The sequence below is a fragment of the Streptomyces sp. NPDC088246 genome (genome assembly GCF_044741025.1).
GTDB lineage: Bacteria > Actinomycetota > Actinomycetes > Streptomycetales > Streptomycetaceae > Streptomyces.
Genome location: NZ_JBIURV010000079.1, coordinates 1 through 23,625, shown reverse-complemented (window position 1 = coordinate 23,625; position 23,625 = coordinate 1). Strand labels below are relative to the sequence as shown.

At 69.1% G+C, this 23,625-nt stretch carries 23 protein-coding genes and 2 pseudogenes; 8 read left to right on the top strand and 17 right to left on the bottom strand.

Annotated features, from left to right (window positions below):
- Positions 1-342: 342 nt before the first annotated feature.
- The 5 genes from ACIPEK_RS43170 to ACIPEK_RS43150 all read right to left on the bottom strand — a co-directional run bounded on the left by ACIPEK_RS43170 (position 343) and on the right by ACIPEK_RS43150 (position 4,315).
- Positions 343-969 (bottom strand): S26 family signal peptidase, encoded by a 627-nt coding sequence (locus ACIPEK_RS43170; protein WP_402007947.1) that lies wholly within the window; start codon positions 967-969, stop codon positions 343-345.
- The gene (locus ACIPEK_RS43165; protein WP_402007945.1) at positions 966-2,693 is read right to left on the bottom strand and encodes an ABC transporter ATP-binding protein; all 1,728 of its coding nucleotides are present in this window, start codon (positions 2,691-2,693) and stop codon (positions 966-968) included. The genes ACIPEK_RS43170 and ACIPEK_RS43165 overlap by 4 nt, the downstream gene beginning before the upstream one ends.
- A 194-nt stretch (positions 2,694-2,887) precedes the next feature.
- A complete protein-coding gene (locus ACIPEK_RS43160) occupies positions 2,888-3,451 on the bottom strand; it encodes a TlpA family protein disulfide reductase (protein ID WP_402007943.1) in 564 nt (187 codons plus the stop codon).
- A 52-nt stretch (positions 3,452-3,503) separates the two neighbouring features.
- Positions 3,504-4,067 carry a MauE/DoxX family redox-associated membrane protein gene (locus ACIPEK_RS43155; RefSeq protein WP_402007941.1) on the bottom strand — a complete coding sequence of 188 codons (564 nt, stop codon included), beginning with the start codon at positions 4,065-4,067 and terminating at the stop codon, positions 3,504-3,506.
- An 83-nt stretch (positions 4,068-4,150) separates the two neighbouring features.
- Complete coding sequence (locus ACIPEK_RS43150) at positions 4,151-4,315, bottom strand: hypothetical protein (protein ID WP_402007939.1); 165 nt, start codon at positions 4,313-4,315, stop codon at positions 4,151-4,153.
- A gap of 300 nt (positions 4,316-4,615) precedes the next feature.
- Between ACIPEK_RS43150 and ACIPEK_RS43145 the strand changes: the two genes are divergently transcribed.
- On the top strand, positions 4,616-5,605 hold the full coding sequence (locus ACIPEK_RS43145) for an XRE family transcriptional regulator (protein ID WP_402007937.1): 990 nt from the start codon (positions 4,616-4,618) through the stop codon (positions 5,603-5,605).
- A 114-nt stretch (positions 5,606-5,719) separates the two neighbouring features.
- Here ACIPEK_RS43145 and ACIPEK_RS43140 read toward each other — a convergent pair whose 3' ends face one another.
- Positions 5,720-6,139: a hypothetical protein gene (locus ACIPEK_RS43140; RefSeq protein ID WP_402007935.1), complete on the bottom strand. Its 420-nt coding sequence runs from the start codon at positions 6,137-6,139 to the stop codon at positions 5,720-5,722.
- A 225-nt stretch (positions 6,140-6,364) separates the two neighbouring features.
- On the opposite strand from ACIPEK_RS43140, the gene ACIPEK_RS43135 reads away from it, so the two are divergent.
- Together ACIPEK_RS43135 and ACIPEK_RS43130 are read left to right on the top strand one after the other, a co-directional pair.
- The gene (locus ACIPEK_RS43135; RefSeq protein WP_402007933.1) at positions 6,365-7,057 is read left to right on the top strand and encodes an erythromycin esterase family protein; all 693 of its coding nucleotides are present in this window, start codon (positions 6,365-6,367) and stop codon (positions 7,055-7,057) included.
- Positions 7,023-7,601 carry an erythromycin esterase family protein gene (locus ACIPEK_RS43130; RefSeq protein ID WP_402007931.1) on the top strand — a complete coding sequence of 193 codons (579 nt, stop codon included), beginning with the start codon at positions 7,023-7,025 and terminating at the stop codon, positions 7,599-7,601. The genes ACIPEK_RS43135 and ACIPEK_RS43130 overlap by 35 nt, the downstream gene beginning before the upstream one ends.
- Before the next feature lie 207 nt (positions 7,602-7,808).
- On the opposite strand, the gene ACIPEK_RS43125 is transcribed toward ACIPEK_RS43130, so the two are convergent.
- Positions 7,809-8,546, bottom strand: coding sequence for a DUF4232 domain-containing protein (locus ACIPEK_RS43125; protein ID WP_402007929.1), 738 nt, complete (start codon positions 8,544-8,546; stop codon positions 7,809-7,811).
- 313 nt (positions 8,547-8,859) lie between these two features.
- Between ACIPEK_RS43125 and ACIPEK_RS43120 the strand changes: the two genes are divergently transcribed.
- Complete coding sequence (locus ACIPEK_RS43120; protein ID WP_402007927.1) at positions 8,860-10,251, top strand: helix-turn-helix domain-containing protein; 1,392 nt, start codon at positions 8,860-8,862, stop codon at positions 10,249-10,251.
- Positions 10,252-10,302: 51 nt separating this feature from the next.
- Here the strand turns inward: ACIPEK_RS43120 and argS are convergent, their stop codons facing one another.
- Positions 10,303-12,075: an arginine--tRNA ligase gene (gene argS / locus ACIPEK_RS43115; RefSeq protein WP_402007925.1), complete on the bottom strand. Its 1,773-nt coding sequence runs from the start codon at positions 12,073-12,075 to the stop codon at positions 10,303-10,305.
- Between the two features lie 157 nt (positions 12,076-12,232).
- On the opposite strand from argS, the gene lysS reads away from it, so the two are divergent.
- Positions 12,233-13,990, top strand: a complete 1,758-nt coding sequence (gene lysS, locus ACIPEK_RS43110; RefSeq protein WP_402007923.1) for a lysine--tRNA ligase — start codon at positions 12,233-12,235, stop codon at positions 13,988-13,990.
- A gap of 114 nt (positions 13,991-14,104) precedes the next feature.
- On the opposite strand, the gene ACIPEK_RS43105 is transcribed toward lysS, so the two are convergent.
- From ACIPEK_RS43105 to ACIPEK_RS43095, 3 genes are all read right to left on the bottom strand, one after another.
- The gene (locus ACIPEK_RS43105) at positions 14,105-15,442 is read right to left on the bottom strand and encodes a DUF2637 domain-containing protein (RefSeq protein ID WP_402007921.1); all 1,338 of its coding nucleotides are present in this window, start codon (positions 15,440-15,442) and stop codon (positions 14,105-14,107) included.
- A 181-nt stretch (positions 15,443-15,623) separates the two neighbouring features.
- Positions 15,624-16,403 carry a DUF3558 family protein gene (locus tag ACIPEK_RS43100; RefSeq protein WP_402007919.1) on the bottom strand — a complete coding sequence of 260 codons (780 nt, stop codon included), beginning with the start codon at positions 16,401-16,403 and terminating at the stop codon, positions 15,624-15,626.
- 190 nt (positions 16,404-16,593) lie between these two features.
- Positions 16,594-17,475, bottom strand: a complete 882-nt coding sequence (locus ACIPEK_RS43095; protein ID WP_402007917.1) for a DUF3558 domain-containing protein — start codon at positions 17,473-17,475, stop codon at positions 16,594-16,596.
- 170 nt (positions 17,476-17,645) lie between these two features.
- On the opposite strand from ACIPEK_RS43095, the gene ACIPEK_RS43090 reads away from it, so the two are divergent.
- A complete protein-coding gene (locus ACIPEK_RS43090; protein WP_402007915.1) occupies positions 17,646-18,839 on the top strand; it encodes an RtcB family protein in 1,194 nt (397 codons plus the stop codon).
- A 168-nt stretch (positions 18,840-19,007) separates the two neighbouring features.
- Here ACIPEK_RS43090 and ACIPEK_RS43085 read toward each other — a convergent pair whose 3' ends face one another.
- The 3 genes from ACIPEK_RS43085 to ACIPEK_RS43075 all read right to left on the bottom strand — a co-directional run bounded on the left by ACIPEK_RS43085 (position 19,008) and on the right by ACIPEK_RS43075 (position 20,597).
- Positions 19,008-19,766 (bottom strand): SDR family NAD(P)-dependent oxidoreductase, encoded by a 759-nt coding sequence (locus tag ACIPEK_RS43085; protein ID WP_383066904.1) that lies wholly within the window; start codon positions 19,764-19,766, stop codon positions 19,008-19,010.
- A gap of 54 nt (positions 19,767-19,820) precedes the next feature.
- Entirely contained in the window at positions 19,821-20,156 is a 336-nt protein-coding gene (locus ACIPEK_RS43080) for a YnfA family protein (protein ID WP_093898485.1), read from the bottom strand.
- A 261-nt stretch (positions 20,157-20,417) separates the two neighbouring features.
- Positions 20,418-20,597, bottom strand: a complete 180-nt coding sequence (locus ACIPEK_RS43075) for a hypothetical protein (RefSeq protein WP_402007913.1) — start codon at positions 20,595-20,597, stop codon at positions 20,418-20,420.
- Between ACIPEK_RS43075 and ACIPEK_RS43070 the strand changes: the two are divergent.
- Both ACIPEK_RS43070 and ACIPEK_RS43065 read left to right on the top strand, forming a co-directional pair.
- Positions 20,565-20,747, top strand: a pseudogene (locus tag ACIPEK_RS43070) (TetR/AcrR family transcriptional regulator); the annotation flags it as partial. The gene ACIPEK_RS43075 and the pseudogene ACIPEK_RS43070 overlap by 33 nt on opposite strands.
- A gap of 41 nt (positions 20,748-20,788) precedes the next feature.
- A complete protein-coding gene (locus ACIPEK_RS43065) occupies positions 20,789-21,295 on the top strand; it encodes a MarR family winged helix-turn-helix transcriptional regulator (protein ID WP_383066906.1) in 507 nt (168 codons plus the stop codon).
- On the opposite strand, the gene ACIPEK_RS43060 is transcribed toward ACIPEK_RS43065, so the two are convergent.
- The 3 genes and pseudogenes from ACIPEK_RS43060 to ACIPEK_RS43050 form a co-directional block, all read right to left on the bottom strand.
- A complete protein-coding gene (locus ACIPEK_RS43060; protein ID WP_402007910.1) occupies positions 21,269-22,063 on the bottom strand; it encodes a Mut7-C RNAse domain-containing protein in 795 nt (264 codons plus the stop codon). The two genes, ACIPEK_RS43065 and ACIPEK_RS43060, sit on opposite strands and share 27 nt — an antisense overlap.
- Positions 22,064-22,124: 61 nt before the next feature.
- Entirely contained in the window at positions 22,125-22,967 is an 843-nt protein-coding gene (locus ACIPEK_RS43055; RefSeq protein ID WP_402007908.1) for an NAD(P)H-binding protein, read from the bottom strand.
- Between the two features lie 253 nt (positions 22,968-23,220).
- Positions 23,221-23,396, bottom strand: a pseudogene (locus ACIPEK_RS43050) (phosphodiesterase); the annotation flags it as partial.
- Positions 23,397-23,625: the final 229 nt, after the last annotated feature.

The window sequence follows — 23,625 nt, the reverse complement described above, 5'->3', positions numbered from 1 at the left end:
GACACACCCCACCCAACGCCACAACACCGGCCCGGGACACCCCCGGAACGGTCACGCCATACGAATCAACGACCCGCGAAGTCCGGGCCTAGAGGAATTGACTCCTGCCGCTGGGACGGCGCGCCGTGCCGGCTTATGCCGCTCCCCGCTCGGGACCTGCGGTGCGGGCGAGGCACCAGGGCTCCACCCGGGCCGCCGCGTCCGGTCGGGCGTGGTGGTCCAGAAGGGATGCCACCAGACCTCGGCGGACAGGCTGAGTAGTCGGTGCCGTTCTCGGCGCGATGCCGACCTCAATGATCAGCGGTGGCTTCAGGGAGATCCAGCACGTGACGTCAGCGGATGTCAGCCGCGGGACAATCGGCGGACCACGACGCCCAGCACACCGCTCTCACGGAAAAAGCCCAACGACCGGGAGTCGACGCTCGCCTCAGGATTGTCTCCGAGCAGCACAAGACGGCCCGCGGGAACCCGGCGCCCCTCCATGTCTTCCAAAGCTGCCGCTTGCGCGCGCGGAACCTCGCCCCCCGCCACAGCCGCCACACGCTTGATGAGCCAGCGCCTTTCCGTCAAGCGGTCCGCCTCGAGACATACCGCGGGTGGGCTGTGCCCGTCCGGCCAGCCGGAGGAAGCCTCCGCAGGTTGTTCGATCACCACCACCTCTCCGACTTCCGGGGGTCGTCTGCGGACCAGTACCCGGTCCTTGTCCTGATAGGTGGGCCGCATGCTGATCCCGTGGACAGTGACCACAACGAGTCGGCGGCTCAGCAGCACGTGAGCGGCGTGCAGCGCGCCCAGTGCGAACGCTGCGGCACCCAACAGACTCGCTCGCACCAGTGCGCCGTCGAACGCCGAGAAGATTGCGCAGCCGCAGAGGGCGGCCGCGGCGATGAGGAGAGCCGCGCGGGCCCGGCGCGGATCGCGGTGCAGTCCGCGTCGCGGAGCGGCATTCGCGTGCCTGACGCGCCTCATGGCGTGGCTGTCACCTCATCCGTCGCGACTGCGGATTCAGCCTGGTAGCCGGCCGCCTGCACGGTGAACAAGCGGGCATACACGCCACCTGCTGTCATGAGCGCTTCGTGATCACCCAGCTCGACCAGCTTCCCCTGGTCCAAGACCGCGATCACATCCGCTTCACGGACGGCGCCCAACCGGTGCGAGATCAGCACGCTTGTCATGCCGTCGCGATGTTCCCGGAGGGAAACATGGATCTCGTGCTCCGCCTGCGCGTCGAGACCTGCGGAAGGTTCGTCGAGGATCATCAAGTCACACCGGTCGCGGAGGAAGGCGCGGGCAAGGGCGAGTCGCTGGGATTGTCCGCCCGACAGGACCACCCCGGTCGCCGGGTCGGATTTCTCCGATTCCAGCAAGAACACGCGGGACAGCAGGGTTTCGTACCCGTGGGGCAGCCGTTCTAGAACGTCGTGGACTCCGGCTCGGCGCGCCGCCGTCCTCAGTCGTCCGGGGTCCTCCAGCGCGCTCAGGTCTCCCAGGGCGATGTTCTCCGCCCCGGTCAGGTCGTAGTCCATGAAGTCCTGGAAAACCGCGCCAATTCTGCGCCTCAGCTCGGCCGGATCGGTCCCCCGGATATCGACCCCGTCCCACAGCACGGCGCCGCGTGTCGGGTCGTAGAACCGGCAAATCAGTTTGATCAAGGTCGACTTCCCCGCCCCGTTGAGGCCGACGACGGCCAGGGACGATCCGCACGGGATACGCAGATTCACTCCGCGCAGAACCCATGGGTGCGCCGGTGAATAGCGGAACCACACGTCTCGAAGCTCGATGGCTTCCGCAAGAGCGGGCAGGGGAACGGGCGTCGGTGAGACCGGCAGGTCGGGTTCGGCGTGAACGACCCGCAGATAATGTCCGAACAGAGTCACTGACTGATGCGTGACAGCCACTTCGGCAGCCAGCAGGGCCAGCGCGGCTTGCGTCCCCGCGACGGCCGCTATGAAAACCGTGACGTCGCCCACGGAAAGCCGCCCCGCGTGCGCCTGATGCACTGCCCAGACCAGGCCGCAGCCGGATACCAGCGCGGAGAACGCTCCCAACCCGGTCTGAACGAGAGCCTCGTGCCGCTCCACCGATCGTTTGGCGACGTCCGAGGCCTGCCGCTCCGCCAGCATCCGCTCGCGAAGAAACCGGCCGACCCCGAAGAGTCGCACTTCCTTGGCCGCCTCCACACTGGACAGTAAGCCGCTGTAGAACATTTCCCGCCGCTCCCTGGGACCAATACCCCATTCCATCCGGGCGCGGCGCCGTGACGAAGCCAGCTCGGCGGCGAGCGTCGGTGCGCCGGAGCACAGCGCCAAGCCCGCCATCCAAGGGTTCAACAGCACCAGAGAAGCCAGAAACCCGCTGATGGTGGTGAGCGCTCGCGACGCGCCCAGAATTCCGGCGACGGCTCGGCCGGGATTGCTGCCGCCACCGTGCCGGGCGAGTCGGAGCCGGTCGAGAAACCGGGGGTCCTCGAACCGGCTCAGCCCGACAAAGGTGTCCACGGCGGTAAAGAGTGTGCTCATGGTGTGCAGACTCACCCGACGGTTCAGCTCGGTTCCGACGTACTGGATCAGATGAGGAAGCGCGGCCGTCACCACGCCCAGAGCGGTCAGGCCGAGGCCCCAGCCGATCAGCCCCGCTCCCTCGCGTGCGGTCAGTGCGTCGAGTGCCATCTTGGTGAACCAGGCGAGCAGCACGGGTACCACCCCGGCCACCAGCGTGAGCAATACCTGGCAGGTCAAGGGCCAGGGGGACGCCCGCGCCACGTGGAGGCAGACTGCCGCGGTTCGGCGTGCCAGGGAGTACCTGTCGGCATCAGCATCCGAGTGCCCGCCCGCAGAGTCGTCCGACCTGCCGGCCAGGTTGGGTGACCCGGCGCCCAAGGTGAAGTTCATGCCAGGGAAGAGGCGGAGGAGGAACTGACGTCGGTCAGCGCGGGTTCTTCGGAGGTGACCACCAGCCGCCCGTCCTGGTCGTGCCCGACCTCAAGGATGGTGGGGAACGCCCGCGCCCGGAACGCTGAGGTCAGTGCTCCGTCCGGCCCTTCGACGACCACACTTGCGACCGGAGCCAGCAGAGCCGAGAAGTGTTCCGCCTCCGCGCTGTCCCCGACAACGACCGCTATAACTTGCCGTGACCCCATCGGGACGGCCCTCGCGTGCGCGGCGAACATCGGCACCTTTTCCTTGCACGGCTCGCATGTCGGAGAGAAGAACGCCACCACCGAGCCGTCCGGGATCCGGTCGGGTGTCAGTTCCTCGCCGTTCTGCGCGATGACTCGGAAGTCACCCACCTCCTCGCCCACGACCAGGCTTGGCCGGAGCGATCGGTCAGTGGGGCGGGAGGCGAGCTGACGAGTGTGCTCTCGCAGCCGTTTGATCATACCGAGTGTGAGTAGCAGGTCGAGTGTGCAGAGAAGGCCGACGAGAATTACGGCCGCTACAAAAAATGACATGTCGAATCCTTTCTTGGGCGTGGGCCGATTCGGGGCTGTGCGCGAAAGTCACCTACCGCTGGGCAAGGGAGGGCGCGGTGCTGTCGGTGACGAACAGGTCGAGAATGTCGTCGAGCCTCACTGTCAGTGCACTGCCGACGAGTCCCGCCGTCATGGCGACAACGGCCCCGGCCGGATGCACTTCGCCGGTCGAGGACGGGGCGGCCACGGTCGGCACCAGCGCCGTTAGGGAAAGCCCCGCGAGGGTTGCGTTCCGCACGAGGTGACGCGGTCTCAGAACGGCATCAGACTTTCCGAAGCAGCGACAGTGGGCATCCGCGCCCCGGCTCAGCGTCAGGGCGATCCCGATCGTGAACGCCGACAGCAGAGTGGTGGCGCCCGCCAGACCGACGGCCGGCGCATGCTTGGCGGGTAGGGCCAATGCGACACAGACGAGCATCTCGGCGGCAACGACGGTGACCGCCGCCGGACGTACGAACCTGGCGGGGACAAGCGCCGTGTCCTGGATCGACCGGGCGAACGAATCGAACGCTCCGTCTCTCGCGACCTTGCCCAGAGCTGCCACCAGAAAGACCGCGCCCAGCAGGCAACGCGCCCCGATCAGTATGTACTGCACCGAGAACTCCCGAGATCACGAGAAGAGCCGTTGGCGTCGGGCACGGGTGGGCGCCGCGAAGGCGCCCACCCGAATGACAAGGTTCAGCAAGGGCTCTCGGAGCGGTCGCAGCCGGTGCCGGTGCAGCACATGTGCCACATGCCGTACAGGCACTTCATGGAACAGCCGGCCGACGCCGCGGCTGCCTCGGCCCTCGGCACCAGTCGCTCCAGCAGGCTTGCGCCCATCGCTTCCAGCTTCTTGTACATGATCAGGCTCCTTTTGTCGTCTTACGCTCGCTCGCAGCGGGCGGGTTGCGGGCATTTCCTGTCGGATGACATCTCCTCATCCGAAGGCCGACCGGTCTTGCCTCGGGCGGCGAGTCCACGATGGCTGACGCGGCTGGGGCGAGACAACGGATACATGTGTCCAAGACATGTCCCGGACAACGCTTAAGTGAATGCCCTGTTCAGGGCCTTGTCCGGATATGCGTCCGGCCTCTGTCCGGTGCCGGACAGAGGTCTGGAAGCGACCTTGTCAGATGAAGTAGCCGTGACAAGGATGTGGGCATGCGGAATACGGGGGAGTTACTGCCACAAGAGGCTCGGGACGCAGCCGAGTTCATCGCTCTGCTGCGGCGACTGAAAGAACGATCGAGGCTGACATACCGACAGCTGGACGAACGTGCGGCCGAGCTGGGCGAGGCGCTGCCGCGCAGCACTCTGGCCGAGGTCCTGAGGCGGGAGACATTGCCGCGGGCGGACATGCTGACGGTGTTCGTACGGCTCTGCGGCGACGGGCCTCGCCTTGAGGAATGGCTGGAGGCCCGGGAGCGGATCGCCGACGGCGGGACGGGGCACAGCGACGTGCTTCCGCCGCACGATGAACCGGGCCGGGTGGCCCAGCCGACGGCCGACGATACGTCAGCCTCCCTAGCACCGCCCTCTGACGCATCCGAGGCCGCTCCCCCCGTCCTGCTGCGACGGCGTGTCAGCACCTCCGTGAGACGGGGCGCGGCCGTGGCAGCCGCTCTCGCGGTGGCCTCAGGCGCGTGGTTCCTCATATCCGATGACGGGTCCCCATCGGTGCCGCGCACCCCGGCAGAGGGCTGGTCCCGGATTCGCCCCGCCGGTTCGCCCGATCTCTGCCTGACCGAAGGACGTCAGCGGAGTGGTGCCTACAAGAGTCCGGTCGCCGTGCAGCGTCCCTGCGCGCAGGCCGTACCGCCCCGAACCCATCTGAAGGCGGTGGGCGACAACGCGTACTACATCCAGTGGGATCATCCGGGCGAGGGCCTCGGCTGTCTCACCGTGCTCGAAAGCGGACCCGCCAAAGGAATGCTTGAGCCCTGGGAAGACTGCAGCGACAGCCGGCCGTCCCAGCACTTTTGGGTAGAGCCTGTCGACGGGCCCCATCAGGGAGGCTTTCGACTCCGCCCGGCCCATAGCGGCCTTTGCGTGGGAATCAACGATTCTGATGAGAAAGCTTCTGCGGCCGAAGCGATTCAACAACCATGCACGGGAAAGAGCGATCAGGAATTCTTCATAGAGAAGGAATGACTCGTGCAGGCCGGTCGACGAACCACAAGGCCACGGACGGAATACCCCGGGGTTCTGGCGGACCAGCCTGCCCCGAAGTCCACGCATCCGATGACCTACTGGCGGACGCCCTTACTAGCCGGGGGCGGGACCGTTCCGGTTCTTGCGGTGTTTCAGCCAGGTGGCCGTGAGGACGACGGCCCCGGCGCAGAAGAGGGCGACCGGAACCCATATCTTCCAGTGGAGCGGGGACGTGGACCCGTATGCCCAGCCGTCGCCCGCGAAGATCGTGTCACCGGCGGCCACCTCGGCGCCTGTGATCTCACCGGAGGCCGTGTGGCCGTCCGCGAACGCCCACGTTCCGTAGCAGTGGGCGGCAGGTAACTGCCCGCCGCCCTCAACGCATTGCGTGGTGCTGTGGACGATGGCGGAGTCGCCGGTGAGCAGCTTCTGCACGCCGTCGCCGACCCACAGCGCGACGAGGAGCGGCAGCAGGGCCGAGAGTGCGAGCGCGGACACCAGAGGGCCCAGCGACTTCAGACTGGTCTGGTCCATGCGGTGTCCCCCGTGGGTCGACTACCGGGGCAACGTTGTCCAGTTGTCCAGTTGCCAAGGAAAGGAGTGGGGCTTGCCGAGGACCTTGTTCCCGCTCCCGGGCGGAGGCACTCCTCCCGCGATGGCGCCCGCCGGAGCGGCGGCCCGGTGGGGCTCGGGGCACACTCGGTGGTTTCAGGTGCCACACCCGTACAGCCGCCCATACGCAGGGGAACGGGAGTCGCTGTGCAGTTGCCCGAAACCGTTCGACGGCTGCGGCTGGACGACACCCTGTCCGGCTTCACCGAACCCATCGGTGACGCACGTGTTGTGGCGATCGGTGAGAACAACCACTGCATTCGCGAGTTCACCGTCCTGCGCGAACGGATGCTGCGTCTGCTGGTGACCGAGCTGGACTTCGGTGTGATCGCCTTCGAATCGGGATTCGCCGAGGGGCACCTCGTCGACGACTGGATTCGCGGCGGCCCCGGTGACGTCGGAACGGCAGGGCGGGACGGATTCACCTTCCGGTTCGGCGACTCCAGCGAGATGCACGACATGCTCCGCTGGCTGCGCGCACACAACGCGGCCGGCGGCCGGGTGCGGTTCGCCGGCCCGGACGCACCGGGCTCGGGGGGTTCGGGACTTCCCGCGTTGCGCCTGGTACGCGAGTATCTCGCGACGCACCACCCCGGGCAGGTGCCCTTCGTCGACGCCGCGATGGAAGCGACCGCGCCCTACCGGGCCGCCAACAACGGTGTGGTGGTGCACGCACGTTACTCCGCACTGAGCACCGCGGCCCGCGACGCCGCCACCGCCACGCTGACCAGGTTGCTGTTGCGGCTGGACGCACTGCGGCCCGGGCCCCGACCCGCACCAGCACGTGATCGTCAGACATCACGCGTTGGGTGCGCTGCGCCTCGACGAGCAGGTGCGTGAATTGCTTGAGCACCGCGAGTCCGACCCGCCCGAACTGGTGCCCTCCTCCCGGGACGTGTACCAGGCGGAGACCGTGCACCTGCTGCGCGAGATCTACGGAGCGGACGAGCGGATCGTACTGATGCTGCACAACGCGCACGCGCAGCGTGTGCCGATGCAGTTGATCCCCCCGGCCCTGACCCCTTCCGCGGGCAGCTACTTCGCCGCCTCCCTGGGGGCGGAGTACGTCGCCGTCGGTGTCACCGCACGCACCGGCACCGCCACCGACGTACGGTTGGACGAACGGGCGAGGCAGGGCTTCGAGGTGGTGTCCCGGCCGCTCGGTCCTCCCGCCCCGGACAGTGTGGAAGAGGCCGTCGAAGAGAGCGCCCCGGGGGACGAGCCCGTACTGCTGGACCTGCGGCCCGCGCGGGGAGGCGCAGGCCCCTCGGCCATCCGGCACGCGTACACCGATGTCCCGGTGGACGTGCTGGCCGCTTTCGACCTACTGGCCTGCCTGCCGACCATGAGTCCCAGCTCTTCCGTGCTGCGTACGGCTCCCTGAACAGCGAAGCGACGCGCAGCTGGTGATCGAGCGCGGCCGGCGGCGTCGCGCTGCTGGCTCTTCCTGCGCGACGTCTTCGTCCGACGCCGACGGCATGCGCCTGACTCGCTCTGCGACCGCTGCCAAGGACACCGTGATCCGCGGCACGTGAGCAAGGGCCCGTCCCCGGTGACGGCACCGGACGCGGGCCCCGTCCGTGCTGAAGGATCAGTACATGAGGGCGTCGGACATTTCGCTCTGCCAGTAGGTGACGAAGCCGTTGTCGCCCCAGGTGGTGCCGGCGGGGAGCGTCAGCTTGGCGGGGGCGCCCGTGGAGCCATGGTTGCTCTTGCCGGTGAAGTACACCGTGAGGTGGGTGCCCTTGTGCAGTTCCTGTCCGTCCGGCTCACCGGACAGCCCGATGGAGGCGTAGGCGGACTGGCCCGGCGCAAGGGTGACCACGGCCTGCGGGATGCTGTCGCGGAGGACCGGGAAGGCGGCCTGGGCGTCGTCGAAGCCGAGCGCCGGCGCGTGGTACGCGTAGCAGGGTACGGAACCGGTGTTGGTCGCCGTGAGCAGCAGGTGGTTGATGGGGCGGCTCACCTTGCTGACGGTGACCTTGGTGTTCGAGCCGGTGCAGGTGACGGGGGACTTGCTGCCGGTGCCCTTGTTGCCGGTGGCGCCGGTGTTGCTCTTCTGGCCGCCCGTGCCGGAGGTGGAGCCCTTGGAGTGGGCCGCCGTGTTCTCGGCAGGGGCGTTGGACGTGCTGTCGGTGTCCTTGGCGTCCTTGCCCGAGTCCGGCGCGGTGGCGGCCGGGGACTGCTGGTCGGCGGTGTTCCCTGCCGGAGCCGCCGTTCCCGCCTTGCCGTTGTCACCGCTGCCGTTGTCGCTGCAGGCGGTGAGTGAGAGGGCTGCCAGGAGGGCGGTCGCGGCGAGGGCGGTGGTGCGGATGCGGTTGCTGCGCATGGTGGTGGTACTCCCCGTATGTGTTGGTGAGGTCGTTCAGTCAGTGATGGCAGATCAGGACCATGACGATCGCGGTCGACACGATCACTACGCCGATTGCCACGGCATCGATCAACTCGATGCGGAAACGGGTTCGCACTGTGTCGTCCCGGTGGTCTCTGCGGTGTGGTCACAGACTGCGGGACGGCAGATTCCGGCCGCAACGCCGAACGGCCCATTGGGGAAGCTGGAATGCCTGCGCGTACTGTGACCTGGGCAGATTCCACGTCCCTGGAACGGTGTTCCGGGACGAACCAGGAGGGGGAACGCCGTAGTGGCGACGCCGGAGGCCGGGGAATTCGCGGCTCTGCTGAAGGAACTGAAGGACCGTTCGGGGCACAGCTACGGGGTTCTCGCCGGAAGACTGCACGTCAGCACATCGACGCTCCACCGGTACTGCAACGGTGACGCCGTGCCCAATGAGTACGCGCCGGTGGAGCGGCTGGGGCGGCTTTGCGGGGCGAGCCCGGACGAGTTGGTGGAGCTGCATCGGCGGTGGATCGTGGCCGATGCGGCGAGACGGCGTCCTGCTTCCGTTCCCGATTCGGTTCCGGCTCCGGTTGCCGCTCCCGTTTCTGATTCCGGGTCCGTTGCCGAGCCGGGAGCCGCGGCTGAGGCTGTGGCTTCGACCGAGGACCGGGACGGAGGCGAGGACAAGGACGACGATGCGCTCGTGCCCGAGGTCGTGACGGCCGGGGCGAGCCGGCCCCGGCGGTTCTGGTCCTCCCCGCGGGCGCGTGTCCTGCTCGCGGCCGCTGCCGTCGTCGCGCTCACCGTGCCGACCTCGATCGTCGTCAGCAATCTGTCGGGTACGGGCACGGACGATCTCAGCAACGCCCCCGCCGTGGACGCGAAGGACCCGGGAGGGGCCGCGCGCGTCCGGCCCGGCCTCGACGCGAGTGTCACCGCCTCGCCCAGCGGGGCGAAGAAGTCGGGCAAACCCGTACCGTCCGGCTCGGCGACCGTCTCGTCCCCGCCGTCCGGCGGCGCCTCCGCCACGTCCGGGGGGCACGGCACGGGAGCCGGGCCGGGTGGGCAGCAGAGCGGGGGCGTACCCCTGAGCGCCACCATCAGCTCGTACAACTGGGAAGAGCCCTGCGGCAAGTACTACGTGCTGGACCAGAAGCCGAACGACGTTCCTCCACCGCCCCCGCCGCAGGACACCCGCGGCTGGGCCAGGGCGCTCGGCGGGGTGGACGGCGGCAACATGCTGCTCGAAGTCACCGTGCAGGGGAAGTCCGGGCAGGCCGTCGTGCTGAACGGACTGCATGTGCGGACGCTGTCCCGGAAGGCGCCGCTGGCGTGGTCGGCGTACTCGATGGGGGAGGGCTGCGGGAGCGGCATCACACCGCAGTCCTTCGACATCGACCTCGACGACAGCCGGCCGACCCTCACCCCGGTGGCGGGGCAGCAGCAGGACGTGCGGGTGCCGCCGAAGGACTTCCCGTTCCGGGTGTCCTCCACCGATGTGGAGGTGTTCGACCTCAACGCCCATGTCGAAGGGCACGACGTCAGCTGGTACCTGGAGCTGGAGTGGAGCAGCGGCGGCCGGGAGGGGACGCTGCGCATCGACGACGGCGGGAAGCCGTTTCGTACCAGCAGCATCAAGACGCGGCCGCAGTACCTGTACCGGCACGACACGGCCCAGTGGGTGCCCAAGGAGTAACGGTCACACCCACCGGGCCGGTGCCTGCGCGTACGGACGGAGCCTCGGGGGTCAGAGGCGCTCGGGGGCCCTGATGCCGAGCAGCTCCATGCCCTGGTGCAGGGTGCGGGCGGTGAGGTCCGAGAGGAAGAGGCGGTTCTCGGCCACATCGGCCGGGACGTCGGACTTCAGCACCGGGCACTGGTCGTAGAACGTCGTGAAGAGCGACGACAGCTGGTAGAGGTACGAGGCCAGCTTGTGCGGCTCGTACGCGGCGGCGACCTCGGCCACGACCTCGCCGAACTGGTCCAGGTGCAGGCCCAGCGCGCGCTCGGCCGGGGCCAGCTCCAGCTCCGGGTGCGGCTGGGACTTCAGCTCGCCCGCCTTGCGCTTGATGGAGCGGGACCGGGCGTGCGCGTACTGGATGTACACGCTCGTGTCGCCGGTCAGCGACACCATCTGGTCCAGGTCGAACTTGTAGTCGCGGGCGGCCGACGTCGACAGGTCCGCGTACTTCACCGCTCCGATACCGACCTGCGTGGCGCGCTCGGTGATCTCCTCGTCGGTGAGGTCCTTCGCCTTTTCGCGCACGACGGTGGACGCCCGGTCGATCGCCTCGTCCAGCAGGTCCTGAAGCCGGACCGTCTCGCCCTCACGGGTCTTGAACGGCTTGCCGTCCTTGCCGAGCACCGTGCCGAAGGGGAGGTGTACGGCCTTGACGTCCTCGTTCAGCCAGCCGGCCCGGCGGGCCGTCTCGAAGACCATCTTGAAGTGCAGGGCCTGCCGGGCGTCCACCACGTACAGCAGGGTGTTCGCCTTGAGGTTCTGGACCCGGTCGCGAATAGCGGAGAGGTCGGTCGCCGCGTAGCCGTAGCCGCCGTTCGACTTCTTGACGATCAGCGGCGCCGGGTTGCCGTCCGGACCCTTCACATCGTCGAAGAACACGCACAGCGCACCCTCGGAGCGGACGGCGACGCCCGACTCCTCCAGGATGCGGCAGGTCTCCTCCAGCATGGCGTTGTAGCCGGACTCGCCGACGATGTCGGGGTCGCGGATCTCCATGTCGAGCTTGTTGAAGACCGAGTAGAAGTAGATCTTCGACTCGTCGACGAAGCGCTGCCACAGGGAGAGGGTCTCCTCGTCACCGGCCTGGAGCGCCACGACCCGGTCCCGGGAGCGGGCCTTGAACTCCTCGTCGGAGTCGAAGAGCACCCGCGAGGCCTTGTAGAGCCGGTTGAGGGAGGACATGGCGGCCTCGCCGTCCGCCGCGCCGCCGTCGGCCTCGTGGTTCAGCTCGCCCGGGTGCTCGATCAGGTACTGGATGAGCATGCCGAACTGGGTGCCCCAGTCGCCGATGTGGTGGCGCCGGACCACGGTCTCGCCGGTGAACTCCAGGATCTGCGCCATCGCGTCACCGATCACCGCGGAACGGAGGTGACCGACGTGCATCTCCTTGGCCACGTTCGGCTGCGCGTAGTCGATGACCGTGGTGCCCGCGGCGCTGTTGTACGGGACACCGAGCCGGCCCTCGTCGTCCGCGTCACGCGCGGCGAGGGTCTCGATGATCGCCCGGTCGGCGAGCGTCACATTCAGGAAGCCGGGGCCGGAGACCTCGATCTCCTTGATCGGGCCGCCTGCCGGGATCGCGGCAGTGACCTGGGCCGCCAGCTCGCGCGGGTTGCCCTTGAGCTTCTTGGCGAGGGCCAGGATGCCGTTGGCCTGGAAATCGGCCCGGTCGCTTCGTCGCAGCAGCGGGTCCGCGGTGCCGGCATCCGGCAGCGCTGCCGTCAGGGCGTCCGCCAGCTGCTGCTGGAGCGAGGAAGCGAGGGAATTGACCGAGGCCATGGGCTGGCTGCCGTTTCCGTAGGGGTACAAGGGATCACACCCAGTATTCCACGGTCAGTAAAGCCGTTTTCGCGCTACCGGTGGGACCTGGGAGAATGGGCGGTGCCCCTATGAGTCCCACAAGGGTGTTCCTACGAGTCCTACAAGAGAGAAGGACGTGCAGACCGTGGCTCAGAGTCAGAGCAGCACCGAGACCGACTGGGTCTCCCGCTTCGCGGACGATGTCATCGCCGAATCGGAGCGTCGTGCGCCTGGCAAACCGGTCGTCGTCGCGTCCGGCCTCTCCCCGTCGGGCCCGATCCACCTGGGCAACCTCCGCGAGGTCATGACGCCGCACCTGGTCGCCGACGAGATCCGCCGCCGGGGGTACACCGTCCGGCACCTGATCTCCTGGGACGACTACGACCGCTACCGCAAGGTTCCGGGCGGTGTCCCGGGTGTCGACGAGTCCTGGGCCGAGCACATCGGCAAGCCGCTGACCTCGGTGCCCGCCCCGGCCGGGTCCACGTACCCGAACTGGGCCGAGCACTTCCAGGCGGCCATGACCGCCGCGCTGGACGAGCTGGGCGTCGAGTACGACGGCATCAGCCAGACCGAGCAGTACACGGTGGGCGCGTACCGCGAGCAGATCCTGCACGCGATGAAGCACCGGGCCGACATCGACGCCGTCCTCGACCGGTACCGGACGAAGAAGGACCCGGCGGCCGCGGGCAAGGGCAAGAAGCCGCAGCAGAAGAAGGTCGACGAGGCCGAGCTGGAGGCCGAGGCGGGCTCCGGCGCGGCCGGTGAGGACGACGGCAGCGGCGGCTCGGCCGGCTACTTCCCGTACAGGCCCTACTGCGGCAACTGCGAGAAGGACCTCACGACCGTCACGTCGTACGACGACGACAGCACCGAGCTGAACTACACCTGCACATCCTGCGGCTTCGCCGAGACCGTCCGGCTGAGCGAGTTCAACCGCGGCAAGCTGGTCTGGAAGGTCGACTGGCCGATGCGCTGGGCGTACGAAGGCGTGATCTTCGAGCCGAGCGGCGTGGACCACTCCTCGCCGGGCTCCTCGTTCGTCGTCGGCGGCCAGATCGTCCGTGAGATCTTCGACGGCGTACAGCCGATCGGCCCGATGTACGCCTTCGTCGGCATCTCCGGCATGGCGAAGATGTCCTCCAGCAAGGGCGGCGTGCCGACCCCGGCCGACGCGCTGAAGATCATGGAGGCGCCGCTGCTGCGCTGGCTGTACGCGCGCCGCAGGCCCAACCAGTCCTTCAAGATCGCCTTCGACCAGGAGATCCAGCGGCTCTACGACGAGTGGGACTCGCTGGCGCGCAAGGTCGCGGACGGCTCGGTGCTGTCCGCCGACGCCGCCGCGTACGCGAGGGCCATCGGCACGGCCGCCGGTGAGCTGCCGAGCACGCCGCGCCCGCTGCCGTACCGCACCCTCGCTTCGGTCGTCGACATCACGGCCGGGCACGACGAGCAGACGTTGCGCATCCTGAGCGAGCTGGACCCGGAGAACCCGCTGACCTCGCTGGACGAGGCCCGGCCCCGGCTCGACCGCGCCGAGAACTGGATCACCAGCCAGGTCCCGGCCGAGGCCCGCACGATCGTCCGCGGTGAGCCGGACAAGGAGCTGCTCGGCTCGCTGGACGAGCAGGGCCGTGAGTCGCTGCGGCTGCTCCTGGAGGGGCTGGATTCGCACTGGTCGCTGGACGGGCTCACCACGCTCGTCTACGGCGTGCCGAAGACCCTGGCGGGCCTGGAGCCGGACGCCAAGCCGACGCCCGAGCTGAAGGCCGCGCAGCGGTCGTTCTTCGCGCTGCTGTACCGGCTGCTGGTCAGCCGGGACACGGGGCCGCGGCTGCCCACGCTGCTGCTGGCCGTGGGCGCTGAGCGGGTGCGCAGACTACTCGGCGAGTAGGCTGCTGGGCGCGTAGGTGCCTTTTGTACGGAGGGCCGTCACCCGGTGATTGGGGTGACGGCCCTCCGTATTTGCCGGTTCCGTCCTTGAACGCCGGACGGGCCGGGCGGGGGCCTATGCGATGTGGTTCTCCGCCATCTCGTTGTCGAAGCGCTGCTTGAATCCCGGCAGGAGGCGGCGGAGCAGGGCCGAGCTGCGGGGGTGCCTGACGTTGTGGCCGTCCGAGAGGTGTATGTCGAGGACCTCCGCACTCGGGTAGTTCTGGTGCGATTTCGTGTACGCGGTGAACACCTCGTACGCGATCTCGCTGAACTCGACTTCGGCCTCGGCCCATTCGGAGGGGTCGGGCTCCTGCTGCGGCACGGGCCGGGGTTCCGGCTCCGGCTCCTCGGACCGGGGCTCCGGCAGGGGTTCCGCGGCGCGGGGGCCCGGGACGGCGCCGATGGTGCCCACGTTGCCCAGGGGGCGGGTGCGGCCGCCGGGGCCCGACGGGACCATGACCGGGGTGGGTTCCAGGCCCTCGACGTACGCAGGGTCGTACGCACTCTCGTACGTGTCGTCCGACACCTGGGACGCCGCGAACCACGGGCTCTCGTGCGAGCCGGGGCCCTCCTGGGGCCACTCCTCGGCGGCGTCCGGGTCGGAGGGGTGGGTGTGCTGCTGCTGTTGCTCGTACTCCTGCTGGGGATGAGGTTCGGCGTACGGCAACTCGGTCTGGAACTCGCCGGGTTCGGCCAGGGCCGGGGCCGGGGGCAGCAGGGCCGGTTCGATGCCTGCGGCGGCGAGGCCGGCCGGACCGGTCTCGGCCAGTGGAACGCCGTACTTCGCCAGACGCAGCGGCATCAGGGACTCGACGGGTGCCTTGCGGCGCCAGCTGCGGCCGAAGCGGGCCTGGAGGCGGGCCTGGTAGATGAGCCGGTCCTGTTCGAGCTTGATGACCTGCTCGTACGAGCGGAGCTCCCAGAGCTTCATCCGCCGCCACAGCCGGAACGTCGGCACGGGGGAGAGCAGCCAGCGGGTGAGCCGCACGCCCTCCATGTGCTTGTCGGCCGTGATGTCGGCGATCCGGCCCACGGCGTGCCGGGCGGCCTCGACGGAGACCACGAACAGCACCGGGATGACCGCGTGCATGCCGACGCCGAGCGGGTCGGGCCAGGCCGCGGCGCCGTTGAAGGCGATCGTCGCGGCGGTCAGCAGCCAGGCCGTCTGGCGCAGCAGCGGGAACGGGATGCGCAGCCAGGTCAGCAGCAGGTCCAGGGCGAGCAGGACACAGATGCCCGCGTCGATGCCGATCGGGAAGACCAGTGAGAAGTTCCCGAAGCCCTTCTGCAGGGCGAGCTCGCGCACCGCAGCGTACGAACCCGCGAAACCGATCGCGGCGATGAGCACCGCACCGGCGACCACGAGCCCGATGAGTATCCGGTGGGTGCGTGTCAGCTGCATCGCGGCCACCCGCGTTCCCCTCCCCGTTTCCCTTGTCCGACGTCCTGTTCCGACTTCTGGCGGGCACAGCCTGGCACATGAGGGAGCGGCGTGTTGCGCGGGGAGGGGCGAAGCCCGGTACTCGGGGGAGGACCGGGCTTCGTGAAACTGCTGCCGGGCAGGGGCGTTGGGGCAGGCCCTGCCGCGTCGGCTAGCTCGTCTTCTTTTCCGTGGCCTTCTCGCTGGGCTTGGTCGACCCGCCCGGCGCGTCCGACTTCGTGCCGGCGGCGGCGACCGAGGCCACTGCCTCCTTGGCCGCCTTCTCGGCACCCTTCAGGATGTCGTCGGCGGACGGAGTCTTCGCGCCCGCGTAACCCGCGCCGTTGTAGGTGAGGGTGACGACGACGTTCCCCGTACGGGCCACGACCGTTGCGTACTTGAAGTCCTCACTCGTCTTGGTGAGGTCATATGTGATCTTGGTGGCCTGCTCGCCGATGCCGGAGACGGGCGCCTCGGCGACCTTCTTCGCACCCTCGGTCGCCTTGGCCTTGGCGACCTGCTTGGCGTAGTCCTGCTGCGCGCGCTTGGCGCCGCTGCCCAGGGACTGGTCCGAGTCGAAGCGGGTGAGGCCGACGTCGAGCCAGCGGTACTGGGAACCCTTCACTCCGTTGTCGTCGAGGCCGTTCCAGGAGCAGCCCGCGCGGTACGCGGTGTCGCTGGAGCCGGCAGGTGTGCCGCCCTTGGACTTCGCCTTGGGGACCAGGGAGGTGACCGTCTTCGCGCTGATCGACTTGCACGGGTCGGGCAGCGCGGCGAACTTCGCCGGCTCGACGGTCGCTTCCGACTTCTTCGCGCTCGGCGCGGCGGACGACGAGGACGAACCCGGGTCCTTCTTGTCGCCGGAGTCCGACGAGCAGCCGGCGACGACGAGCATCACCGGAACGGCGGCGCAGGCGAGTATGCGGGAGAGTCGCGGGGCTGAACGGTGCATGGTTCCTTCACTCGGGTGGCGCGGCGGGCGGGCTGCCAGGTGGTCGGCGCGGGCGGTCGGGCGTCGGCGGTCGGCGGGTGGTTCGGCGGGTGTTCCGGAGGGCCACGGTACGACGGACGGCGAGCGGATGCCGTCTCGGTCGGGCACCCGGCGGGCGTGGGCGGCACCGGTCCGGGGGCCCCGGGCGGGGCTATTCGCTGAACTTGTCGACCAGCTTCCGGGCCAGCGACTGGGCCTTGTCCTGCAGTTCCTTGCTGTCGGGGGTCACGGTGGAGACGGCCGGCTGCTCGGTGTACTCGATGGTCACGATGACGTTCGATGTGCGGAATACCACGCTCACCGTGCGGTTCTGTGCGGTGGAACCTGCCCGAGTGAGCAGATCGTCCAGAAATGCACCGTCTCCGAGGTTGTCGAGAGTGCGAGGCAGAAGGTTCTCGTCTGCGCTGCCTGTGCTGCCTGTGCTGCCTGTGCTGCCGTCCGTGCCGCCGTCGGTGTCGCTGCCGTTCTCGCCTGCGGGATCGTCCGCTTTCCCGCCTTCGGAGGCCGGGCCCGACAGGGCGTGCGAGGCGGAGTCCGACGTGGAGTCGGAGGAGGGGGGTGCCTGCTTCTCCGCGTCCTTCGTGCTGCTGGGTGCGGCGGAGGGCGAGGACAGACCGGCGGCGGTCTCCTTCTTCACGTACACCTCGCGGGCGCGGTCGTCGTCGCTCACGGAGGGGTCGTAGGACACGACACGCTCGAAGTCGATGAAGAGGGTGTGCGAGGAGTCGGGGGCCTCGGACTTCCAGTGGCAGCCGACCCTGCGGTCGGTGTCGTAGGTGACGGTGGCTGTGCCCTCGTACACCTTCTTCTGCTGGTCCTCGGGGAGTTCGGCGGCGACCGGGAGCAGGCCCTTCAGTGCGGACGGCGCAACGGCGCGGCAAGGGTCGGGGAGAGTGCGGTACTTGCCGGGGGCCGCCGCGGCGACGGTCGCCTCGCCGGGCTTGCTGTCGGGGGCGGAGCCACCCGTTCCGGTGCTGGCACTGCAGCCGACGACAAGCGCTGCCAGTAGCGCGGTGCCGGGTACGTACGCCATTCGTCGCACGGTCCTGGGCTCCCTTCGTGCGAAAAACGGTTGCCGCTCGATGGCGACCGGTTGACACAATGTGTATCGCACGCGCCGCTGTGAATGCCGGTCGACCGACTCATTTGCCGACCTTGGCACCGGTTTTGCGCTTTCAGGCTTTTCGGGGGAATCGAGGAACTATGTCGTATGTAGAGGTGCCGGGCGCGAAGGTCCCCATCCGCATGTGGGCCGACCCGGCCTCGGTCGAGGACGTCGCGATGCAGCAGCTGCGCAACGTGGCCACTTTGCCCTGGATCAAGGGTCTCGCCGTCATGCCGGACGTCCACTTCGGCAAGGGGGCGACGGTCGGTTCGGTGATCGCGATGCATGGTGCGGTCTGTCCGGCGGCGGTCGGCGTGGACATCGGCTGCGGAATGTCCGCGGTGAAGACCTCCCTGACGGCCAATGACCTGCCGGGCGACCTGTCCCGGCTGCGGTCGAAGATCGAGCAGGCGATTCCGGTGGGCCGCGGCATGCATGACGAGGCCGTGGAGCCGGACCGGCTGTACGGCCTCCGGGCGCCGGGCTGGGACGACTTCTGGGGGCGGTTCGACGGGGTTGCCGATGCGGTCAAGTTCCGTCAGCAACGTGCCACGAAGCAGATGGGAACGCTCGGATCGGGCAACCACTTCATCGAGTTCTGCCTCGACGAGTCGGGTTCGGTCTGGCTGATGCTGCACTCCGGATCGCGGAACATCGGCAAGGAACTGGCCGACTTCCACATCGGGCAGGCGCAGAAACTGCCGCACAACCAGGACCTGATCGATCGCGACCTGGCCGTATTCATCGCCGACACCCCGCAGATGGCGGCGTACCGGAACGACCTGTTCTGGGCGAAGGAGTACGCGAAGCACAACCGCGCCATCATGATGGCGCTCTTCCAGAACGTGGTCCGCAAGGAGTTCAAGAAGGCCAAGGTCACCTTCGAGCCGGTCATCTCCTGCCACCACAACTATGTGGCGGAGGAGCGGTACGAGGGCATGGACCTGCTGGTCACGCGGAAGGGGGCGATCCGTGCGGGTTCCGGGGACTTCGGGATCATCCCGGGCTCGATGGGCACCGGCTCGTACATCGTGAAGGGCCTCGGGAACGAGAAGTCCTTCAACTCGGCCTCGCACGGCGCCGGCCGGAAGATGAGCCGGAACGCCGCGAAGCGGCGCTTCTCGACGCAGGACCTGGAGGATCAGACGCGGGGCGTGGAGTGCCGCAAGGACTCCGGCGTCGTGGATGAGATTCCGGCCGCGTACAAGCCGATCGAGCAGGTCATCGAGCAGCAGCGGGACCTGGTGGAGGTCGTCGCCAAGCTCAAGCAGGTTGTGTGTGTGAAGGGTTGAGGCCTTTTGCGCGCGACTGAACGGAGGGCCTTCGGGCGGAAGGACCTCTGACGGAGGAGCCCCGGACGCGGGTGGTGTGTCCGGGGCTTCTTCCGGTCTCCGGGCTCTTTCGGGTCTTCGCCGGGCCCAGGCGGTGCGGGCCAGGTGGTGCGGCTCAGGCGGTGCGGCTCAGGTGGTGCGGTGGACCTTGGCGTTGGAGGCCTGGGCGCGGGGGCGGACCACCAGGAGGTCGATGTTGACGTGGCTGGGGCGGGTGACGGCCCAGGTGATGGTGTCGGCCACGTCGTCTGCGGTGAGAGGGGCCTCGACGCCCGCGTACACCTTTGCCGCCTTCTCGGTGTCACCGCGGAACCGGGTCGTGGCGAACTCCTCCGTCTTGACCATGCCGGGGGCGACCTCGATGACCCGGACCGGGGTGCCGACGATCTCCAGGCGGAGGGTCTCGGCCAGGACGTGTTCGCCGTGCTTGGCCGCCACGTAGCCGCCGCCGCCCTCGTAGGTGGCGAGGCCCGCGGTGGAGGAGAGGATCACGATCGTGCCGTCCCCGCCCGCTGTGAGGGCGGGGAGCAGGGCCTGGGTGACGTTGAGCGTGCCGATGACGTTCGTCTCGTACATCTGGCGCCAGTCGGCGGGGTCGCCGGTGGCGACGGGGTCGGCGCCGAGTGCGCCGCCGGCGTTGTTGACGAGGACGGCGAGGGTACGGAACGCCGTGGCGAACTCGTCCACCGCATTGCGGTCGGTGACATCCAGGGCGTAGGCCGTTGCCTGGTGGCCCGCCTCGTTGATCTCGGCGGCGAGCGCCTCGATGCGGTCCTTGCGACGGGCGGTCAGGACTACGCGGTAGCCGGCGGCGGCCAGCTGTCGGGCGGTCGCGGCGCCGATGCCGCTGCTCGCTCCGGTGATGACGGCGATCGGGACGGCGGCCATGGCGGACTCCTCGGGCAGCTGATCGGTACGGGGCCAGGATAGGCAGGTGCGCGGTCAGTGGTTGCGCGGGGCGTACATGATCACGGCCATGCCGGCCAGACAGATCAGCGCGCCGATCACGTCCCAGCGGTCGGGGCGGTAGCCGTCGGCGACCATGCCCCAGGCGATCGAGCCCGCGACGAAGACACCGCCGTACGCGGCGAGGATGCGGCCGAACTCGCCGTCCGGCTGGAGCGTGGCGACGAAACCGTAGGCGCCCAGTGCGATGACGCCCGCGCCGATCCAGATCCAGCCCCGGTGCTCACGCAAGCCCTGCCAGACGAGCCAGGCGCCGCCGATCTCGAAGAGTGCGGCGATGACGAACAGAGCGACGGAGCGGGCGACGACCATGGAACCAGCGTGCCATGGGCGGCGAGGGGGAGGGCGCGCCGAACCGGTGGGCAGATATGGGCAATTCGGGGCGATCTGTATCTTCGAGGCATGTCGGTGACACGTAGAGCTGCGCCCGTGGTGCTCGCCGCGGCGACGGCTGCGACTGTGGTGCTGGGGACGGGTGGCGCGACTGCGGCCGCGACCGTGACCGCCGGTGCGGCCGCCGGCCGGCGATGCGGGTGCCACAGGCGCCGCGGGCCCCGGGCCCTGGGCGCGTGCTCATCGGGTGAGCGCGGCCTGCAGGGCCGCCGGGTCGGCGTGGTCGCTCGCCCAGGCGATGCAGCCGTCGGGGCGGACGAGCAGGGAGGTGGTGCGGTCGCCCCTCCAGTGGGCGTGCAGCAGCGGGGCCGGTGATGCCGGAGTGGCGGCGTCTGCCCCGACCCGGCCGACGCCCCGCACTGTGCGGCCCTCGTCGCCTCGCAGATCCTGGGGATGGCGCTCGCGCGCTACGTCCTGCGGATCACGCCCGCTGCCTCGATGCCGCGCGAGGAGGTCATCGCCCGGCTCGCGCCCACCGTTCAGCGGTATCTGACCGCCGAACGGCCGTAACGCAGCCGTGAGGGGCGTTGTCTGCTTCGTACACTCTCTGCATGCCGCAGAAGTCCCGGGCCCGCCGCAGTGCGCTGATGGCCGAGCTGACCGTCGAGTCGCGCCGCTACATGGCCGCGTACGCCCTCTTCAACCAGGCCGTCGCGGACCATCTGCGGCTCCACCCGACCGATCTGCAGTGCCTCAATCTGCTCGGCCTGGAGACGGTGCCGGTCACCACGGGCCGCATCGCGGAGCTGACCGGGCTCACCACGGGGTCGGCGACCCGGCTGGTCGACCGGCTGGAGCGGGGCGGCTATGTGACGCGCGAGCGTGACACGGCCGACCGGCGGCGTGTGCTCGTCACGACCGTCCCCGAGCGGATGGCGGAGATCGGTGCGGTGTGGGAGCGGCTGAACGGGGCATGGGCGGCGATGTTCGAGGCGTACGACGATGATGAAGTGGCTCTGCTCATTGCCCATATGCGGCGGACGGTCGAGCTGAGTGCACTGCAGGTCACGGCGTTGCGGGAGGGTGCCCCGTCAGTCTCCGGCCCCGGACGGGCTTGACGGCGCCCGGTCGTGGCCGTTCTCCTCGGTGTCGTCCGGGGGAGTGGGCGCGAAGTCGTGGAGCGCCTTCGTGACGATCGCGTCCAGGCGGGAGTGGTGGGCCCCCCGCCAGTAGACGCGGTCGCACTCCATGCATTGCGCGAAGACGTCGTACGAGCGCCGGGTGCCGTGCTCCAGATGGTCGCTGACGGAGTCCTTGTCGGCCGCCTTCAGCGGGCCGTTGCAGGCGGTGCATCTGGTCCAGGGGGCCAGATGCGGCGTGAACCGCTCCAGTACGTCCCGCAGTTGGTCATCCGGCCGGTCGCTGTAGACGTACGCCCCGGCCCAGATCTCCCGCCGGTGCAGAAGTCCGCGGTCCCGGGAGAGCAGCACGCGGCGTTCGTCCGCCGACCGGGTGGCCAGCGCGGCATCACCGATGTCCTCGCTCTCGTACGCCGCATCGACCCCCAGCAGCCGAAGCCGCCGGGCGAGCGTGCCGAGGTGGACGTCGAGCAGGAACCGCAGGGGCGCGCCCGGGACGCGCTGGGGGCGTTCCACGGCGCGCACCTCGACCAGCTCGCCCGCCCCCGGGATGTGCGAGACGGGTACGGGGCGGCCGTCGACCAGGAGCTGTCCGGCCTCGGTGAGCGGGATGCCGAGCGACTCCACGACATGACCGAGGGTGGAGGAGCCGTCGGTGGTCACGGCAGAGCGTCCCCTGCGGCGTTCATGGGCGACGAAGAGCCGCAGCTCGGGGTCGACTTCGAGGTGGATCTCCGGTCCGTTCACCTCGTCAGGATGTCATTGTGCGGGGTGCGTCAGCCAGGGGTTTCGGTGCCGGGTGCCGGGCTCAGCGGCGGAAGGCGGCCGCGTGTTCCTGGGCCCAGGTGGCGAAGGTGCGGGCCGGGTGGCCGGTCAGCTTCTCCGTGTCGCCGGTCACCTCGGCCGGTGAGCCGTCCGTGGCGGCCGAGTAGGCGAGCAGCGCGTCGGCGATCGGCTCGGGAACGAAGGGGGCCACAGATTTCTTCCAGGCCTCCCCGGTCACGGTGTCGACGGTGATGGGGCGCCCGGCCGCCGCCGCCAGCAGGCCGATCTGTTCGGCGGCGGTGAGAGATTCGGGGCCGGTCAGGTGGTATGCCGCGCCCTGCAGCCGGGGGGCGGTGAGAACGGCGAGGGCGGCCTCGGCGATGTCGGTCCCATGGATCGGGCTGGTGTGGCTGCGGGGGTGGGGAAGGCCGACTGAGCCGTGGGTTCGTATCGATTCCGCCCACTGGTACGCGTTGCTCGCGAAGGCGCCGGGGCGGAGCAGCGTCGCGGTGAGGGGTGAGGCCGTCAGGGCCTGTTCCACCGTGTGGTGGGAGGCGGCGATCGGGTTGTCGTGGGCGTCCGGGCCGAGGACCGAGCTGGAGGACAGCAGCACGATGTGGCCGACCCCGGCGGTCTCGGCCGCGGAGAGGAAGGCGTCGATGCCGGAGGCCTCGGCGTAGAGGAAGACGGAGCCGACACCGTCGAGAGCGGTCGCGAAGGTGGTGGGATCGCCGAGATCGCAGGCCACGACCGGTACGCCGGCGGGCAGGGCGGTGAGCGTCTCGGGGGTGCGCGAGGCGGCACGTACGGCGTGGCCGTCCCGGTGCAGGAGTGAGACGAGCGTGGAGCCGATACGGCCTCGGCATCCGGTGACGAGAGTGAGCATGGGGTGGAGTCTCCTCTGACCATTTTTTATCTGTGATGCACATAAGCTGCGTGACGCAGATAAATATCCTGCAGGAGGACCCGCCCGTCAAACGGTTTCGGGCGAGCCCGGGGGCAGGGCTCCGGAGGGCGGGGCGGGGCGGGGCGGCTACGGCACGATGCGGTAATGCGTGGTGATGCGCCCGTCCGCGCCCCTGTCGCCCTCTTCCGGGACGTGGAAGGCGACCCCGGGCGGGCGCGGTGGGTTCGGCCGGCAGCCGGGCCGCCTCCGTGTACTCCTCGGGAGCGCCGTGGTCCGCGATGCCGCCGGTGCCCAGGCCGCATCCGGCAGCCGGGTCAGGGAGTTGAGGTACCCCACAACTCGGGTGGCCCTGTCCGTGGCCCGGCCGGTGCCGTCGAGATGCAGATCGCTGATGTGTGCCAGCAGCATCGGGTCGTCCCCCGTCAGTCGATGAAGCCGATCCAATGGTTTATGCGTTTCTGTCCAATGGATCGATGGGTGGGACGTCCACGTAAGACCCGGGCGGACCGGGAGGAAGCGGATGGGTCCGGGCGGCCACGGCGCCTAGACCCGGACTTCGCGGGTCACCGTTTCAGGTCTGTGGCCAGCGGGTTTGTCCGATGTCGGTGTCGAGGAGATCGAGGAGGTGAAGTTGAAC

Excerpts from the sequence above, each read along its gene's own strand:
- ACIPEK_RS43145 (WP_402007937.1), top strand. The coding sequence starts at position 4,616 with ATGCGGAATACGGGGGAGTTACTGCCACAAGAGGCTCGGGACGCAGCC.
- ACIPEK_RS43085 (WP_383066904.1), bottom strand. The coding sequence starts at position 19,766 with ATGGCCGCCGTCCCGATCGCCGTCATCACCGGAGCGAGCAGCGGCATC.
- ACIPEK_RS43095 (WP_402007917.1), bottom strand. The coding sequence starts at position 17,475 with ATGGCGTACGTACCCGGCACCGCGCTACTGGCAGCGCTTGTCGTCGGC.
- ACIPEK_RS43100 (WP_402007919.1), bottom strand. The coding sequence starts at position 16,403 with ATGCACCGTTCAGCCCCGCGACTCTCCCGCATACTCGCCTGCGCCGCC.
- ACIPEK_RS43125 (WP_402007929.1), bottom strand. The coding sequence starts at position 8,546 with ATGCGCAGCAACCGCATCCGCACCACCGCCCTCGCCGCGACCGCCCTC.
- ACIPEK_RS43170 (WP_402007947.1), bottom strand. The coding sequence starts at position 969 with ATGAGGCGCGTCAGGCACGCGAATGCCGCTCCGCGACGCGGACTGCAC.
- argS (WP_402007925.1), bottom strand. The coding sequence starts at position 12,075 with ATGGCCTCGGTCAATTCCCTCGCTTCCTCGCTCCAGCAGCAGCTGGCG.
- ACIPEK_RS43080 (WP_093898485.1), bottom strand. The coding sequence starts at position 20,156 with ATGGTCGTCGCCCGCTCCGTCGCTCTGTTCGTCATCGCCGCACTCTTC.
- ACIPEK_RS43160 (WP_402007943.1), bottom strand. The coding sequence starts at position 3,451 with ATGTCATTTTTTGTAGCGGCCGTAATTCTCGTCGGCCTTCTCTGCACA.
- ACIPEK_RS43055 (WP_402007908.1), bottom strand. The coding sequence starts at position 22,967 with ATGCTCACTCTCGTCACCGGATGCCGAGGCCGTATCGGCTCCACGCTC.
- ACIPEK_RS43150 (WP_402007939.1), bottom strand. The coding sequence starts at position 4,315 with ATGTACAAGAAGCTGGAAGCGATGGGCGCAAGCCTGCTGGAGCGACTG.
- ACIPEK_RS43140 (WP_402007935.1), bottom strand. The coding sequence starts at position 6,139 with ATGGACCAGACCAGTCTGAAGTCGCTGGGCCCTCTGGTGTCCGCGCTC.
- ACIPEK_RS43090 (WP_402007915.1), top strand. The coding sequence starts at position 17,646 with ATGTCGTATGTAGAGGTGCCGGGCGCGAAGGTCCCCATCCGCATGTGG.
- ACIPEK_RS43065 (WP_383066906.1), top strand. The coding sequence starts at position 20,789 with ATGCCGCAGAAGTCCCGGGCCCGCCGCAGTGCGCTGATGGCCGAGCTG.